Source organism: Providencia sp. CIM-Carb-044 (assembly GCF_033901115.1).
GTDB lineage: Bacteria > Pseudomonadota > Gammaproteobacteria > Enterobacterales > Enterobacteriaceae > Providencia > Providencia hangzhouensis.
Map to the genome: position 1 here is coordinate 424,209 of NZ_JAXADV010000003.1, position 17,355 is coordinate 441,563.

14 protein-coding genes are annotated in these 17,355 nt (G+C 41.8%); 9 read left to right on the forward strand and 5 right to left on the reverse strand.

Annotated features, from left to right (window positions below):
• Window positions 1–38: 38 nt before the first annotated feature.
• A complete protein-coding gene (locus SJ312_RS08430; protein WP_004262327.1) occupies window positions 39–527 on the reverse strand; it encodes a DUF7000 family protein in 489 nt (162 codons plus the stop codon).
• A gap of 143 nt (window positions 528–670) precedes the next feature.
• Between SJ312_RS08430 and dbpA the strand changes: the two genes are divergently transcribed.
• Window positions 671–2,044, forward strand: a complete 1,374-nt coding sequence (gene dbpA / locus SJ312_RS08435; protein WP_004262330.1) for an ATP-dependent RNA helicase DbpA — start codon at window positions 671–673, stop codon at window positions 2,042–2,044.
• 69 nt (window positions 2,045–2,113) lie between these two features.
• On the opposite strand, the gene SJ312_RS08440 is transcribed toward dbpA, so the two are convergent.
• Window positions 2,114–2,557 (reverse strand): PACE efflux transporter, encoded by a 444-nt coding sequence (locus SJ312_RS08440; RefSeq protein ID WP_004262335.1) that lies wholly within the window; start codon window positions 2,555–2,557, stop codon window positions 2,114–2,116.
• A 101-nt stretch (window positions 2,558–2,658) separates the two neighbouring features.
• On the opposite strand from SJ312_RS08440, the gene SJ312_RS08445 reads away from it, so the two are divergent.
• The 4 genes from SJ312_RS08445 (at window position 2,659) to cfa (ending at window position 7,872) form a co-directional block, all read left to right on the forward strand.
• Complete coding sequence (locus tag SJ312_RS08445; protein WP_136135160.1) at window positions 2,659–3,543, forward strand: LysR family transcriptional regulator; 885 nt, start codon at window positions 2,659–2,661, stop codon at window positions 3,541–3,543.
• Window positions 3,544–3,704: 161 nt separating this feature from the next.
• On the forward strand, window positions 3,705–4,952 hold the full coding sequence (gene codB / locus SJ312_RS08450; RefSeq protein WP_187710470.1) for a cytosine permease: 1,248 nt from the start codon (window positions 3,705–3,707) through the stop codon (window positions 4,950–4,952).
• A complete protein-coding gene (locus SJ312_RS08455; protein WP_165879225.1) occupies window positions 4,945–6,237 on the forward strand; it encodes a cytosine deaminase in 1,293 nt (430 codons plus the stop codon). Before codB ends, SJ312_RS08455 begins: the two co-directional genes overlap by 8 nt.
• Before the next feature lie 471 nt (window positions 6,238–6,708).
• Complete coding sequence (gene cfa / locus SJ312_RS08460; protein ID WP_319867416.1) at window positions 6,709–7,872, forward strand: cyclopropane fatty acyl phospholipid synthase; 1,164 nt, start codon at window positions 6,709–6,711, stop codon at window positions 7,870–7,872.
• Window positions 7,873–7,923: 51 nt separating this feature from the next.
• Here cfa and torS read toward each other — a convergent pair whose 3' ends face one another.
• Window positions 7,924–10,677, reverse strand: coding sequence for a TMAO reductase system sensor histidine kinase/response regulator TorS (torS, locus tag SJ312_RS08465; RefSeq protein ID WP_319867418.1), 2,754 nt, complete (start codon window positions 10,675–10,677; stop codon window positions 7,924–7,926).
• A gap of 84 nt (window positions 10,678–10,761) precedes the next feature.
• Between torS and torT the strand changes: the two genes are divergently transcribed.
• Window positions 10,762–11,793 carry a TMAO reductase system periplasmic protein TorT gene (gene torT / locus SJ312_RS08470; protein WP_094961310.1) on the forward strand — a complete coding sequence of 344 codons (1,032 nt, stop codon included), beginning with the start codon at window positions 10,762–10,764 and terminating at the stop codon, window positions 11,791–11,793.
• On the opposite strand, the gene torR is transcribed toward torT, so the two are convergent.
• The gene (torR, locus tag SJ312_RS08475) at window positions 11,766–12,467 is read right to left on the reverse strand and encodes a two-component system response regulator TorR (protein WP_004262356.1); all 702 of its coding nucleotides are present in this window, start codon (window positions 12,465–12,467) and stop codon (window positions 11,766–11,768) included. The two genes, torT and torR, sit on opposite strands and share 28 nt — an antisense overlap.
• 136 nt (window positions 12,468–12,603) lie before the next feature.
• Between torR and torC the strand changes: the two genes are divergently transcribed.
• Genes torC through torD form a run of 3 tightly spaced genes read left to right on the forward strand, consistent with a single transcriptional unit; the run spans window position 12,604 to window position 16,929 of the window.
• Window positions 12,604–13,782 (forward strand): pentaheme c-type cytochrome TorC, encoded by a 1,179-nt coding sequence (gene torC / locus SJ312_RS08480; RefSeq protein WP_036958495.1) that lies wholly within the window; start codon window positions 12,604–12,606, stop codon window positions 13,780–13,782.
• Window positions 13,772–16,318, forward strand: a complete 2,547-nt coding sequence (gene torA, locus SJ312_RS08485; protein ID WP_153673167.1) for a trimethylamine-N-oxide reductase TorA — start codon at window positions 13,772–13,774, stop codon at window positions 16,316–16,318. Before torC ends, torA begins: the two co-directional genes overlap by 11 nt.
• The gene (torD, locus tag SJ312_RS08490) at window positions 16,315–16,929 is read left to right on the forward strand and encodes a molecular chaperone TorD (RefSeq protein ID WP_094961307.1); all 615 of its coding nucleotides are present in this window, start codon (window positions 16,315–16,317) and stop codon (window positions 16,927–16,929) included. The genes torA and torD overlap by 4 nt, the downstream gene beginning before the upstream one ends.
• A gap of 99 nt (window positions 16,930–17,028) precedes the next feature.
• On the opposite strand, the gene SJ312_RS08495 is transcribed toward torD, so the two are convergent.
• Window positions 17,029–17,235, reverse strand: a complete 207-nt coding sequence (locus SJ312_RS08495) for a hypothetical protein (protein WP_227528911.1) — start codon at window positions 17,233–17,235, stop codon at window positions 17,029–17,031.
• Window positions 17,236–17,355 lie beyond the last annotated feature (120 nt).

Genomic DNA, 17,355 nt, shown 5'->3' on the forward strand with positions numbered 1-17,355 from the left:
TTTAAGTGGTGCTAAAAGCCATCGACATTTCCAAAACATCATTTGCTACTTTCAAGATATTGAATAACCTCTTCCATAACTGGAAATATTGTCTTTTCAATATCCATAAATAGTGTATCTTTATCGGTAAAATCAGGTTCAACAAGTAAATTGATTGCTAACACACTGTATTGTGGCATTTCAGTTTTATCCAGATTCCAAGGGCTATTTTTCAAACACTGCCAGTATTCTTTTTGTACGGCTGCATTTTGCCCCATTAACCACAGTTCCAAATTTAGCGTGTTATGATTTAGCACGAGTCCAAATCGAAGTTTTCTTGCCGTCAAAAAACTATTAACTAATGGAAAATAGGTATAATCCAAATAGCCTGGGGATACATTTCCACACTTAAATTCTGTATCTGGATTTCTTGCAATATATTGTTTTACTTGCATGATAGTTTTAATCAAATACTCATAAGCAAATTTCAATTCACCACTTTCTAAGTGCTGCCGATAATTAATTAGCCGCTGTTGCAAATTTTCCATTTCATTACTTCCTGTTGATTTAATTTTGAACTATATCAGTGATAGCCGGATTCTACATTAATGACGAATTAAAAACAGACAGAGTAAGGTAGGAATAGTATTATTAGCGCTATTATGCCTTTTATTCTATTTGAGATTGTATTGTGACTTCATTTGCTGACCTAAATGCGCTTTCTGCGGAACAACTCACTAACTTGCAAGAGTTAGGCTACCTAAACATGACGCAGATCCAAGCTGCCGCTCTTCCCCCTATACTTGCTGGAAAAGACGTCCGAGCACAAGCTAAAACGGGCAGCGGCAAAACTGCGGCTTTTGGTCTGGGTTTATTACAACATATTGACGCCAAATTATTTAAAACTCAGTCATTAGTTTTATGTCCAACTCGTGAACTGGCAGATCAAGTCGCCAATGAATTGCGCCGTTTAGCTCGCGCGATCCCTAATATCAAAATTTTGACACTCTGTGGTGGTGTGCCTTTCAGCGTACAACGCGACTCCCTTGCCCATGCAGCACATATCATTGTTGCCACACCGGGGCGTTTACTTGATCATTTAAATCGTGAAACAGTACAACTTGATGCATTGCAAACTTTAGTTTTAGACGAAGCAGACAGAATGCTCGATATGGGCTTTATGCCAGATATTGAGACCATAATTGATTACGCACCAATTAATAGACAAACATTATTATTTTCAGCCACTTGGCCAGAAGAAATTGCACGAATTAGCCAGCAAATTCAAAATAACCCACAAACTATTGAAATCAATAGTGTTGATGAGCTCCCAGCAGTTGAACAACAATTTTATGAAGTCGCTCGTCACGAAAAAATTGAATTATTACAAAAGCTCTTAAGCCGCGAACAGCCCGCTTCTTGTGTCGTTTTCTGTAATACTAAGAAAGATTGCCAAGCCGTTTATGATGCCTTAACAGCCAGCAAACAAAGTGTCTTAGTGCTTCATGGTGACATGGAACAACGTGAGCGTGACCAAACTCTTGTGCGTTTTGCTAACGGAAGTAGCCGTGTGTTAGTGGCTACGGATGTCGCATCCCGTGGGTTAGATATTAAAGCCCTCGAAATGGTGATTAACTATGAATTATCATGGGACCCTGAAGTGCATGTTCACCGCATCGGCCGAACTGCACGTGCCGGTGAAAGCGGTTTAGCAATTAGTTTATGTGCGCCAGAAGAAGCCCAACGAGCCAATGCTCTAGAAGAAATGTTAAACATGAAGCTTAATTGGCAAACCGAACCGACAGGTTTACGAGTCACTCCGTTAGAAGCGACAATGATGACCTTATGCCTTGATGGCGGTAAAAAAGCCAAAATACGTCCTGGAGATATTTTAGGTGCTTTAACCGGAGAAGTTGGCCTCAATGGTGCCGATATTGGCAAGATTGTGATCCACCCTACCCATGCCTACGTCGCACTCAAACGTGAGGTTGCCGTACAAGCTTGGAAGCATTTACAGCAAGGAAAAATTAAAGGGAAATCCGTTAAGGCTAGGTTATTAAAATAATATGTGTGATTCGAGTTTCCTTCTGCACGATGTTAGTACGGAAGGAAACTCGATAATTTTCTTACTTTTCTATGATGTGGCGTTATTCTCTTGCGGCAAGGCAGATTTAGGTAATCCAAAAATCTTATCAAATGCCCAATTAAAAAAGAAAGTATAAATTGGGATAAAAATAATTAAGGCGAAGTCGAGTATTAACGCCTGTAAAAGACTAATTGATAACCACCATGCAATTAAAGGAATTAAAAAAATCACCAACGTTAATTGAAATAATATGGCGTGTACAAACCGGCGCCTAAAGGTTCTAATGCGTGATTTTTGTTTTGATTCCCAATATTCAAATGCGGTATTGAAAATAAAGTTCCAGCTCACTGCAATAGTCGTTATGACTAAAGCTAATGGGCCTGTTGTTTCCGCTGAATTACCGGAAAGAAAAGCCAATGCCAACGCTGAAATTAACCAACCAATAACCTCATAAGCTGTGACAAAAACAATTTTACGTTTAATCCCCTGCATTTTCCCACCTCCAAAAATATCATTATCAACAAGGTGGTAAAATAAATATAATTCAATGATAATAAAAGTCAGCTTCTATCAGTTTTATTGAAAGGTGAATAATGCCATTTAATAGTGACAACCTAACGATTTTTCTCACCGTGTTAGATAAAGGCTCATTTTCTGCGGCGGCTAGAGCATTGAAACGCGTGCCATCCGCGGTCAGTATGGCCGTGGCGAATCTAGAAGCTGAACTTGGATTTGAACTATTTGATAGACACACTAGAGAGCCTAAACCCACTGAAAAAGCGCTTTCATTAGCGCCCTATGCACGGCATATTGTGGCTAATTTATCACAACTCAATACTTTTTCTTTAGAGTTGACCCAAGGTGTCGAAAGTAAATTGACCATTGGTATTGCAGCAGGTATCAATGCCAATTTACTCTTTGATGCTCTACATATTTTAAGCCAGCGTTATCCTTTACTGCATATTGAACTGATTACCGCACCTCAAGATGATCTTCTACCGTTATTACATGAACAACAAATTCACCTTGCGATTGTCTTTGGCGGTTTAAATGTTAATTCTCAAGAGCAATTTCATTATATTGGCGAAGAATCAATTATTGCCACCATTTCGGCTAAACATCCCTCTTTACAAAATAAAACATCGCTCTATATCGAAGACCTTGTTGAAAGCCGGCAAATTATTATTGCGAGCCGCCAACGTGAATTGAGTGATATACGCATTCTAGTTTCCAGTAATTATTGGAAAACAGACAGTTTTTCTTTGGCTCTCGGTTTAGTCGAGAGTGGTATGGGATGGGGAAATTTCCCTTTGTCACTAATTAAAGATAAATTGAACGATGGCTCACTAAAACCCCTTGAGTTTAAAAATACCCCAAATGGCTTCAAACTGCCTATTCACGCGGTATGTTTGAAAGGCCATGTGCTTAAACGTGGTGCTCAAGAATGCATTGAATTACTGAAAAATAAGGCAATTTAAACCCTAAGTTATCTATTATTTCTACTTTTAATTCCATAAATAAAATTATTCTTGAATACATTAATTATTTTAAATTATTGACGAAAACGTTTGCTTTTTGTTTTGATGGCTATAAAATGCGTCGGATTTTTTTGGCCTGAAAAAAATAACTGGAGACAATCGTGCCTGACGATAAAAATTATAGCCATGGCCCCGTGCCCATATCAGCGCGGAAAGGCGGACTAGCATTAACCTTTGTGATGCTAGGTTTAACGTTCTTTTCCGCCAGTATGTGGACCGGAGGCGCTCTCGGTACCGGTCTTGATTTTCATGATTTCTTCCTCGCAGTTCTTATCGGTAATCTTCTTCTTGGTATCTACACCGCATTTCTTGGTTTTATTGGTTCTAAAACAGGCTTAACCACTCACCTTCTTGCTCGTTATTCTTTTGGTATTAAAGGCTCATGGCTCCCCTCTTTCCTATTGGGCGGCACACAAGTTGGCTGGTTTGGTGTCGGTGTTGCGATGTTTGCCATTCCTGTTGGTAAAGCAACAGGCTGGGATATCAACTGGTTAATTGGTATTTCCGGGGTCTTAATGACCGTTACTGTGTTTTTTGGTATTTCTGCTCTTACAGTTCTGTCAATCGTTGCTGTTCCTGCCATTGCGATACTCGGTAGTTACTCTGTTTACCTTGCTATCACTGATATGGGTGGAATGAGTGCATTGCAGGCTGTCGTACCCGCAAAACCCATCGATTTTAACCTTGCTTTAGCCATGGTTGTAGGCTCTTTTGTGAGTGCAGGAACATTAACGGCCGATTTTGTGCGTTTCGGGCGAAGACCTAAAATTGCAGTACTTGTCGCTATTATTGCCTTTTTCCTTGGTAACTCATTGATGTTTATCTTTGGCGCCGCTGGCGCTGCATCATTAGGTATGGCAGATATCTCTGATGTGATGATTGCTCAAGGTTTACTATTACCCGCAATTATCGTTTTAGGCCTAAATATTTGGACAACTAATGATAACGCCCTATACGCGTCAGGCTTGGGGTTTGCCAATATCACCGGTTTATCCAGCAAAACCTTATCCATTGTCAATGGACTGGTAGGAACGCTATGCGCACTGTGGCTATATAATAATTTTATCGGCTGGCTAACTTTCTTATCAGCGGCTATCCCCCCTATTGGTGGAATTATCATCGCAGACTACCTCATGTACCGTCACCGCTATGAAACCTTTGACCGCAGTAAAATGCGTGATGTCAACATCAGTGCATTAATCGCTGTTGCCGCTGGGGTTATCGCAGGTAACTGGTTACCAGGAATTGTCCCTGTCAATGCCGTGCTGGGTGGTGCATTATGTTACGCTATCCTTAACCCATTATTAAATCGCCGCCATACTACTGATTCGGAGATGACCCGTGCTTAATCAAACTATCAAACATATCCATAATATCCGTTTACCCGAGCGTGATGGGCTGTGGCGTATTGATATCGACAACCAAAAAATTCAAGCTATCCTTCCACAACCTGAAGGCGAAATATTGCCAAACAGCTTAGACGGTGAAGGTGGTTTGGTGACCGCGCCCTTCGTTGAGCCACACATTCACTTGGATACTACTCAAACCGCTGGGCAACCAAGCTGGAACCAGTCTGGAACACTCTTTGAAGGCATTGAACGTTGGGCGGAGCGCAAAGCGCTGCTTACCCACGAGGATGTTAAAAACCGCGCGTGGCAAACCCTTAAATGGCAAATTGCCAATGGTATTCAACATGTTCGCACCCATGTAGATGTGTCAGACCCAAAATTAACCGCACTGAAAGCGATGTTAGAAGTAAAACAAGAAATCGCGCCTTGGGTTGATGTGCAAATTGTGGCTTTTCCACAAGAAGGTATTTTGTCTTATCCAAATGGCGAAGCGCTGTTAGAAGAAGCATTACGCCTTGGAGCCGACGTCGTTGGTGCTATTCCACATTTCGAATTTACTCGTGAGTATGGTGTAGAATCACTCCATAAAACGTTCGCTTTAGCACAAAAATATGACCGTTTGATTGATGTCCACTGTGATGAAATCGATGATGAGCAATCCCGTTTTGTGGAAACTGTCGCAGCGCTAGCACATGCACAGGGGATGGGTTCTCGCGTCACGGCAAGCCATACTACTGCGATGCATTCATACAATGGCGCTTATACTTCCCGTTTATTTCGTCTGCTAAAAATGTCTGGGATTAACTTTGTGGCTAACCCGCTAGTGAATATTCACTTACAAGGCCGCTTTGATACTTATCCAAAACGCCGTGGGATTACGCGAGTGAAAGAGATGCTAGCCGCAGATATTAATGTCTGCTTCGGCCACGATGATGTTTTTGACCCTTGGTACCCACTTGGTACAGCTAATATGCTGCAAGTCCTGCATATGGGGTTACATGTTTGCCAATTAATGGGTTACCAGCAAATCAATGATGGGCTGAAACTGATTAGTGAGTACAGCGCACGTACGTTGAACTTGCAAGATTATGGTGTGAGTGAAGGGAAGCGAGCTAGTTTATTGATTTTACCAGCAGAAAATGGCTTCGATGCCGTGCGCCGTCAAGTTCCTGTACGTTATTCGGTTCGTGATGGTCAGGTGATTGCCAATACCCAACCTGCGGTAACCCAGATTCATTTAGAACAAACGGAAATAATCCGTTATGGATATACTCCAAAAATCTAACCATTAATTTTTTATTCCAAAATGGCTCTCTACAACAGTAGGTGAGCCATTTGTCTTATAGCTCATCATTAATTTAAATAAAACCAGCCCGAAGAACTAATCTTAATCGGATAAAAAGCAACTAATAACGTATTTCTTACACAAAATTCATTCCTATATACTAGACTTAATCCAATACTTATTGCAGAGCTTAAAAGCTTTGGTGAGCAAATAAACGTCTTATAAGAACTCCTTTTTTGGTTATAAGTGCCATTTCTAAGTATTAAACGCAATTTCTATTGAAATTCAATGCGAACGTTTTATATTTTTTAGAGAGTTATCTGAAACTGGATTTGAGCTTTATTTATAGCAACAATAACGCTAATACACTGACTGTCATGCAGCGGTGGCCAATATTCCTGTTTTGCTGTACCGCGAATACGTCACAAATAAAGTTCTCTGAATCCCACTTTGAAAAAAATTGGAGATCAGATGAGTACTGAACAAGTCGTTAACCAAAAAAATACTATCGATTCTTGGCAACGCATTGCTGCTGAATTATTAAGTGAAGCTGGTATTAAAATTAATGGCTCCCGCCCTTTCGATATTCAAGTTCACAACCACCAATTCTTTAAACGAGTGCTACAACAAGGCTCATTAGGATTAGGTGAAAGCTATATGGATGGTTGGTGGGATTGCGAACGTTTAGACATATTTTTCCAACATGTATTACGCCATAAGCTCGATAAAAAAATACCTCATAATTTCAGTGATACATTGAAAATTGCTGTCGCACGCGTTCGCAATTTACAAACCCTAAAACGTGCTCGCATTGTTGGAGAAGAACATTACGACCTCGGGAATGACTTATTTTCCCTGATGCTCGACCCTTATATGCAATATTCTTGCGGCTACTGGAAAGGTTTAGAAACGGTTCCTGAAAACCTCCCTCTTGCTCAAGAACAAAAATTAAATTTAATCTGCGAAAAACTGCAATTAAAACCAGGTATGCGATTACTGGATATCGGCTGTGGATGGGGCGGGCTAGCTGCCTATGCAGCAAAAAATTATGGAGTTTCTGTCACGGGTGTCACTATTTCCGCTGAGCAACAAAAATATGCTCAAGCTCGCTGTGCAGGCTTAGATGTCGATATTAAATTAGACGATTATCGGAATCTCAACGACCAATTTGACCGTATTGTCTCTGTAGGCATGTTTGAGCATGTCGGGCCTAAAAACTATGTGACTTACTTTGATGTTATTCAACGCAATTTAAAAACTAATGGCTTGTTTTTACTTCACACCATTGGTTCTAATCAAAATAAAGTAAATGTCGACCCATGGACTAACAAGTATATTTTCCCAAACGGCTGCCTACCGTCTGTACAAAATATTGGCGAAACCAGCGAAGGCAAACTGGTAATGGAGGATTGGCATAATTTTGGTGCAGATTATGACCATACACTTATGGCGTGGTATTCCCGTTTTCAAGCGGCTTGGCCAGAGCTCGAACATAATTATACGCCTCGCTTCAAACGCATGTTTTCTTATTATTTAAATGCTTGTGCAGGTGCATTTAGAGCGAGAGATATTCAATTATGGCAAATACTTTGGAGCCCACAAGGTGTGACCGGGGGCCTACGGGTTGCTCGCTAAGCTTTTGTCCTGAATATATATCTTTGTTAACCTTACGGGCTAGTTAAAGAGTCAATGTATTTTATTCAACCATTGATCAATAGCCCGTAAGCCTTGCTGGATATCATCCTTCAATTGGGTATCCGCCATTGGCTGCTGTTCTAATAATACGCAGCTTTGTACTGCATTTTGCATTCCCAAACTGGCACAACTGCTTTTTAACTGGTGAGCAAGGCGCTTTATTTGTTCTGCGTTACTTTCTGCTCGTGCAATGTCAATTTGATCGAGCAAAGGCAAGGAATGTTGTTTAAAAATACTCACCCATTCGCGAATTTTCTGGAATCCCATTAATTCGGCATCACTGGCAAGTTGTTGTAAATTTATAACTTCTCCCTGAACACCAGAATCAGACAATGTATATTCACCACCTGAAATATATTTAACAATTAATTGATTTAACATATCTCTTGGTACCGGTTTTTGAATGATACCGCGAAAAACTTGGCTGGTTCGTTGGCGCAATGTTTCATCAATCACATGAGCACTAAAACCAATCAAAATCAATGTAGGGTAAGTTTTCGCTATTTGTTTAGCCAAGGTGATACCATCGATGTCAGGTAAGCCAAAATCCACCAATGCCGCCGTAAATTGTTGACCAGCTTGTAGAGTCGCCAAAGCCTCAGCAGCAGAGCCAACAACGGTTACCTGAGCCCCACTACGGGTTAACATTTCTCCACTAATTTTTTGAGTCAATGGGTTGTCTTCTATGAGTAATAAATTCACACCTCGCATGTCTAATGGCAGCTCAGCCGATTTACCCACTGGATGAGAGGTGATACATAGCGGCAATGTTAAACGAAAGCAGCTCCCGCTCCCCAACTGGCTACTAACCGTCAATTCACCTCCCATCGCTTGCGCTAGACTTGCACTAATTGTCAGCCCAAGCCCTGTACCACCCCGCTGGCTATCTACTTGCACAAATGGCTTAAAAATATCAGTAAATCGCGAGCTATCAATGCCACACCCTGTGTCTTCCACTTCAATAAACCAATATTTACCATAACGGCAACTACGCAAAGTGATTTGCCCCTTTTGAGTAAAGCGCAATGCATTACTGAGTAAATTCGTGATAATTTGTCGGATCCGTAGCGGGTCCCCTTGTAAAGCAATCGGCAAATCATCCGCAATATCTGCAACTAACTGAATAGCACTATTTTTATTACTGGCATTCATTAAATACAAAGTACTTTCTAATAACGGCTTGGGCTCAAAAGGCTCATCATTGATGGAAACATTTTGTCCCCCTGCTTCAATTGCGGAGTAGTCCAAAATGTCATTCAAAATTGCTAATAAAGATTCACCTGAGTCAGTAATCGCATATAAATCATCATGATATTGGTTAAGTGCTTTATTTTCTAATAACAGCTGCGCTGTCCCCAAAATCCCATAAAGAGGAGTGCGAATTTCATGGCTCATTGCCGCTAAAAATGCCGATTTAGCCTGATTGGCTTGTTCTGCTTCAGAACGAGCTTTGCGGTGCTCAACAACCATCACGCGCAATTCTGCCGTCCTCGCTTTGACTTCGTCTGCTAGCTGTTCACGCTGATTATTTAAGGCATGAACACTTTCACGAAATGCATCCATTAAACGGCCAATCGTATCAAGCTCTTTCACCCCTGCAGTTTCAGGAAATGCAGAGTCAATATCGCCCTCTAATAAGCGTTGAAGGGCTTGGGTTTGCTGTGCCAGCGGCTTTGTCACTAAACGATAAACCACTCGCCAAAGGATCAAGATAAGTGAGAGCAATGAGACAATACTCAATGCTAACAACCAATTCTGCCCTCGTTCACTGGCTTGTTTAAGTTGTCCCAATGCGGTTTGGTTACGAAGCTCAATGATGTCAACTAATTGCGCTACTTCACTACTAAAACGTGCAAATTGGTCAATATTATTTTGTGATAAAATCTGTAAACGTGTTGTGATGTCGTTATCTTGCCGGTACAACGCGATTAACTCGGTATAGCGCTTCACGCTATTTAACGCGTTTTCTACTTGGCCTCGCACTGCAGGGTCTTCAATATATTTTTGCCGACGTTGTAAGATTTTAACTGCAGAATTCAACTGTTTTTCTAATTCTGCCATATTGCGGTGGGGCTGGTTTGAACCTAAATTAAGTACCATTTGCTGTACACGCATCGCGCTTAATCGAAGCTCATTCATTTGGCTGGCATATTCAAGGTCAATATCAATTAGTTGATCAAGGGCTTGTTGTGCTTGTTCCCCTTGTTTCCTTTCAATAAGGTCGTAAATACTGACTTGAGTTGCTCCCGCTGAGGTGGCGGCATTGTTTGCCTGACCATGTGCCTTTTGGGCGATATCTCCCGCCGCTGTAATTATCTGCTGCCTTAATTGTTGCTGCTCTGCGCGCAGTTTTAACCGCTGCCCAACTAATTCACCCTGTTGGCTTAATGACTGAGCAATTTCTTTTTCTTGTTGTTCAATATTTTGTGTATTAAAGCCTTGCTCTCTTAATATTTTCAGTAAATTAGTGATTTTAAGGCTTTGTGCCGTTAACATTCGTCCTTGTGCTAACCAAATACTTTCGCTATCTGCATTTGTGAGATTTTGTGCAGAAAATAGCTCCCAAGCGCTCGCTTCACTCAGTTGCCTTGCCATATTCATGGTTGGGATCAGAGCCTCGGTGTTGGCCTGTTCAACTTGGCTAACAAAACGTAAGTTGTACCATCCCACAAGGGTGCTAATAAAGGTCAATGCAGCCATCAACGCAAAGCCCATCCATAGTCGTCTAGTTAGTGATAAATTCACGGTTTGGTTAGCCTAAAAATTAAAATGGTTGAGTTAGCAGCAAGAATGCATTTAGGATAAAGGTTTCTGGTTTGTGAGGCTATCATGCGTGTATTGATTTTACTACTGTTCACATTTCACTCGTTGTTGAGCCTAGCAACGGCGCACGATAGCTCACTAATTCAGTGGCGTGACACACTGCATTTTGACCAGCAACCACATGATCCCGTTACCGCCACAAAAACATGGAAGTTGTGTGCGCTTTATCCTAGCCTAAAAGATTCTTATTGGTTATCAATTAATTACGGAATGCAAAAAGCGGCAAAACACTATGGCATTGACCTAAACGTATTAGAAGCCGGTGGATATAACCAACTAGCAACCCAACAAAAGCAAATTACACAGTGCCAACAATGGGGAGCAGATGCCATCTTACTAGGCAGTAGCACCACAACTTTTCCAAACCTTAGCCAACTGGTAGAAAATACGCCTGTCATTGAAGTCATCAATGCGACACACGATAAAACAATTAAAACCCGCGTTGGTGTACCTTGGTTTCAAATGGGTTATCAACCGGGGCGCTATTTAGTCCAATGGAGTCAAGGTAAACCATTGAAAGTTTTACTTATGCCTGGCCCATTAAATGCCGGAGGCAGCCATGAAATGGAGCAAGGATTCCGAGAAGCTATTGCAGGTAGCCAAGTACAAATTGTGGATGTGGCGCAAGGGGATAACGACCTTGAGGTTCAACGCAATCTATTACATGAAATGTTAGAGCGTAACCCTGATGTCGATGTCGTCGTTGGCACTGCTATTGCTGCTGAGGCCGCAATGGGTGAAGGCCGAAACTTAACGAACCCATTGAATATTGTCTCTTTTTACCTTTCTCACCAAGTCTACCGCGGGTTAAAAAGAGGCCGAATTATTATGGCTGCCAGCGACCAAATGGTTTGGCAAGGTGAGCTAGTGATTGAACAAGCCATCAAAGTACTACAAAAGCAGCCGGTTCCAAACAATATAAGCCCGCCGATTTTAGTGCTTACCCAACAAAACGCAGATAGTGAACACTTACGCAACTCATTATCTCCAGGAGGCTTTAGGCCCGTATATCAATATACATCGGCGGCTAAAAAATAGCCTTCACCATGCTGAGTCACTAATAAATCCGCTTTGATTTTATGGCGTAAACGGCGAATAAGTACATCTATGGTACGTAAGTCAGGGTTATCAACTCGTCGGGCAGATAACATACGTAAAAGACGTTCTCGGCTTAAAATCTCCCGCGGGTTCGTCACAAAAGCCACTAGCATTTCATATTCAGCCCGTGTGAGTTTGATAGCCTGATGCTCAAATTCGAGCGTATGCATCGAAACATTTAGGCAATAGCCAGCAAACTGATAACAATTATCTTGTGAAACAACTTGAGCTTGCGAAGGCTTAGCAAGGTCAATTCGCCAAAGTAAATTTTTAACGCGAACGACTAATTCCCTGAGTTCCAAGGGCTTAGTAACATAGTCATCGGCTCCCATTTCTAAACCCACAATACGGTCAATTTGGTCACAGCGACCTGTGACTAAAATAATTCCTACCGTGAAACGCTCACGTAGTGCCCTTGTTAACATTAACCCGTTTTCATCTGGTAAATTAATATCCAACAGAATCAAGTCAACGGCTTGCTGGTCCATAATTTCGCGTAGCCCCGCGCCATTCCCCGTTACAGAAACACGATACCCTTCTTGCTCAAAGTAAGCCTGTAAGCGAGCCTGAGTAACGGGTTCATCTTCAACAACCACAATATGATGTGATGTCATTGATATACTCTCTTCTGTTCATATCTGTTCATATTTGCTCATATTTTGCCGTAAGCTGTTCATTCTGACTAGTACCGCTATTCATATTAACTCAATAAGATCGCCTGTATTAAACCATATAATTACAGGGGCTATTATGCGGAAACTCTGGAGAGCGTTGCGAAAACCAAGTGCTCGTTGGTCAATGCTAACGTTAATCGTTGTCGGGATTGCAGTGGGTGTTGCGTTAATCGTTGTTCCCCATGTTGGGATGAAAGTGACTAGCACCACCGAGTTTTGTGTCAGTTGCCATAGCATGGAACCCGTTTACGAAGAATATAAGCAATCTGTACATTTCCAAAATGCATCTGGCGTACGCGCAGAATGCCATGACTGCCATATTCCCTCCGACCTTCCAGGCATGATTAAACGGAAACTCGAAGCAAGCAATGATATTTATCAAACATTTATTGCTCACTCGATAGATACCCCAGAAAAATTTGAAGCCAAACGTGCCGAACTTGCGGAACGCGAGTGGGCCCGCATGAAAGAAAATAATTCTGCTACTTGCCGCTCTTGCCATGATTATGACTCAATGGATCACGCTAAACAAAATCCAGAAGCAGCTCGCCAGATGCAAATCGCTGCGAAAGAGAATCAATCCTGCATTGACTGCCACAAAGGAATTGCCCACCAATTACCTGATATGAGCAGCGGTTTTCGTAAACAATTCGATGAGCTGCGCGCTAAGGCAAATAGTGATTCAGATATTCTGTATTCACTTGATATTAAACCTATTTATGCAAATAAAGGGGATAAAGACCCTGCTGGCTCGTTACTTCCTGCCTCAGAGGTGAAAGTCCTAAAACGTGATGGCGATTGGCTACAAGTTGAAATCACAGGGTGGACAGAAACCGATGGTCGCCAACGAGTTCTATCTGAATTCCCCGGCAAGCGAATTTTCGTAGCTTCGATACGTGGTGATGTTCAAGAAAATGTGAAAAATTTAGAAAGCACCGTCGTCGCTGCAACAGATACGTCATGGAGCAAACTGCAAGCGACTGCATGGATGCAGCAAGGTGATATGGTCAATGATATCAAACCGATATGGGCTTATGCAGACTCTTTATATAACGGTTCTTGTAATCAATGCCATGGCGCGCCAGATATTGCTCACTTTGATGCTAACGGTTGGATAGGCACATTAAACGGTATGATTGGCTTTACCAGTTTAGATAAGCGAGAAGAGCGTACCTTATTGAAATACTTACAAATGAATGCATCTGATACCGCAGGATCTTCACACGGTGATAACGGAGTACAGAATGAAAAATAATCCAACTTTTCAAGCTTCTCGTCGACACTTTTTGTTCCAGCTTGGCGGGCTCACTGTTGCGGGTATGTTAGGCCCTTCCCTATTAACACCACGTAAGGCTAACGCTGCAACAGCTGGAGAACAAACTGCGGTGGTACAAGAAGGCATTCTAACTGGGTCACACTGGGGCGCAATTCGCGCTACCGTAGTTGATGGCCGTTTTATCGAAGCAAAACCCTTTGAACACGATAAATTTCCATCAAAAATGATTGCAGGATTGCCTGACCATGTGCATGGCACTGCCCGTATCCGTTACCCAATGGTGCGTGTTGACTGGCTACGTAAACGCCATTTAAGTGACACCTCACAACGAGGTGATAACCGCTTCGTACGTGTTTCTTGGGATGAGGCCCTTGATTTGTTCTATCAAGAATTAGAACGTATTCAAACAACTTATGGACCAAGTGGATTACTTACTGCAAATGGCTGGCAATCGACAGGGATGCTCCACAATGCATCAGGTATGTTAGCCCGCGCCATTGCGCTGCACGGTAATAGTGTCAGTACTGGCGGAGACTACTCGACGGGTGCTGCACAAGTGATTTTACCTCGAGTTGTCGGGTCAATGGAGGTTTATGAACAACAAACCTCTTGGCCACTAGTCCTTAAAAATAGTAAAACCATCGTATTATGGGGCTCTGACCTGATTAAAAACCAACAAGCTAACTGGTGGTGTCCTGATCATGACGTTTATGAATATTATGAACAACTGAAAGAGAAAGCTGCTAGTGGCGAGATAAAAGTCATCAGTATCGACCCGATAATCACCTCTACTCATGATTACCTTGGGCGTACTAATGTTCAGCATATTGCGATTAACCCGCAAGCGGATGTCCCACTGCAATTAGCCATCGCCCACACGCTTTACAGTGAAAACTTGCATGATAAAACCTTCTTAAAAGAATATTGTGTTGGTTTCGAGCAATTTGTTCCCTACTTAATGGGAAAAACAGATGGACAACCCAAAGATGCACAATGGGCGTCTGAAATTTGTGGTATTGATGCCGGCACAATCCAAGCCTTAGCCCGCCAAATGGCAGCAAATAGAACCCAAATCATTGCAGGTTGGTGCGTTCAACGCATGCAACATGGTGAACAATGGTCTTGGATGATTGTCGTTTTGGCTGCGATGTTAGGTCAGATTGGCTTACCGGGTGGAGGATTTGGCTTCGGTTGGCACTATAATGGAGCAGGAACCCCAAGCCGCCAGGGAATTATTTTAAGTGGTTTTTCCGGCTCAACCAAAGTGCCACCTATTCATGATAACAATGACTACAAAGGCTACAGCAGCACCATTCCTATTGCTCGTTTTATTGATGCTATTTTAGAACCAGGAAAAACAATCAACTGGAACGGTAAAGCAGTTAAATTACCTCCACTAAAAATGTGTGTGTTTGCTGGAACCAACCCATTCCACCGCCACCAACAAATTAACCGTATTATTGAAGGTTGGCGCAAACTAGAAACGGTTGTCTCTATTGATAATCAATGGACATCCACCTGTCGTTTTGCCGATATCGTATTACCGGCAACCACACAATTTGAACGTAATGACCTTGACCAATACGGTAACCATTCAAATCGTGGAATTATTGCGATGAAACAACTCGTTGAACCGCAGTTTGAGTCACGTAATGACTTCGATATTTTACGTGACCTATGCCGCCGTTTTGGTCGTGAAGAAGCCTTTACTGAAGGTTTGGACGAAATGGGTTGGATAAAACGCATTTGGCAAGAAGGCAGCCAACAAGGAAAAGGCCGTGGTATTCATTTACCCTCCTTCGATACGTTCTGGGAAAAAGAAGGCTATGTGGAATTTGAACATCCACAAATGTTTGTTCGTCATCAAGCATTTAGGGAAGATCCCGACTTAGAACCTTTAGGGACACCGAGTGGTTTAATTGAAATTTACTCAAAAACTATTGCTGATATGCAATATGATGATTGCCAAGGTCACCCAATGTGGTTCGAAAAAGCAGAACGCTCTCATGGTGGTCCAGGTTCAAAAAAATGGCCACTACATTTGCAATCCGCACATCCCGATTTTCGTTTACACTCACAATTGTGCGAATCCCCTGTATTACGTCAATATTATTCTGTGAGTGGCAAAGAGCCGGTCTTTATTAGCCCTCAAGATGCGAAAGCTAGAGGCATACAAAATGGTGATATTGTTCGTGTTTTCAACGACCGCGGGCAAGTGTTAGCAGGAGCCGTAGTTTCTGACTTATATACAGAAGGCGTTGCTCGTATCCATGAAGGAGCTTGGTATGACCCGACTAAGGGTGGAGAAATCAATTCCCTGTGCAAATACGGAAACCCAAACGTATTAACGCTTGATATTGGAACCTCTCAATTAGCGCAGGCCACCAGCGCACATACCACCTTAGTGGAGATAGAAAAATACACAGGACAAGTGGATAACGTCAATGCATTCGATGGGCCAATTGAAATGGTTGCTCAATGTGAATATGTTCCTGCATCACAGGTGAACAAATGACAAAACAAATCACTTTGTCGCCAGAACAAATAGCATGTGTTTATGCATGGCTAGCACGATTGTTCTCACGTGAATTAGATAATGCAACGTTAGCACAGATTCAATCTAGCGAAATGATGGATTGGTTTACGACTATCGAGCAGGAACCTGTTTTAACTTCGCTAATTCAAGAGGTTAAAACAAAAATCAAAGCGCTAATGATGCGAAATGATGCTCAGCTCGAATTAGCCGCAGATTTTTGTAGTTTATTCTTAATGTCAGATAAGCAATCAGCCTTACCTTACGCCTCAGTTTATCCAAACAGTGAGCATGGTAATGAACAGATTAAGTACCTATTAGCCGAGGCAGGAATGGAAACCAGTGAGGCATTTAACGAGCCTTCTGACCATATTTCAATTTTTTTGGAGCTATTAAGTCACTTACATTTTTCATTAAATGAAGCCCATTTGGACCAAGAGAAAGTGAAACAATTACGCCTAAAAACTTTGTCACTTTTACTGCAATGGCTGCCAGTATTTAGCCAAAATTGCCAACGATATGATGAGTTTGGTTTTTATGCCGCTTTGAGTCAACTGTCGTTAGCGCTAGTTCAACGGGATAAGCAAACCTAGTAGATGCCATTTAAATAATTTATATATTATTCAGCTATTATTAAATGAAGGGATATTGATAAATAATATCCCTTTTAAATTTTAGTCATAACACCTGAGTTACTGTAAAGAAATAAGTTTTTCACGGCTCAGCCCAGTGCTTTTCATTATTATCTCAATACTAACTCCTTGTTCCAAAAGATTCCGTGCCGTTGTTATATTTGCCTCTTCTTTGCCTTTTTGAAATCCTTCCTGCAGCCCTTCTTGCCGTCCTTCTTGTCGTCCTTCTTGTCGTCCTTTATCTTGCAATCGTTGCGCAATATTCATGATTGTCTCCTTATGCTTTTCTGTTTGTTCCCCTAAAACTTGAATAACTTGTTCAAAATTATGCGAGTCTAAGGCAATAAACAAATAATTGAGGATAGTTATGATGTCGTTGTCACTATG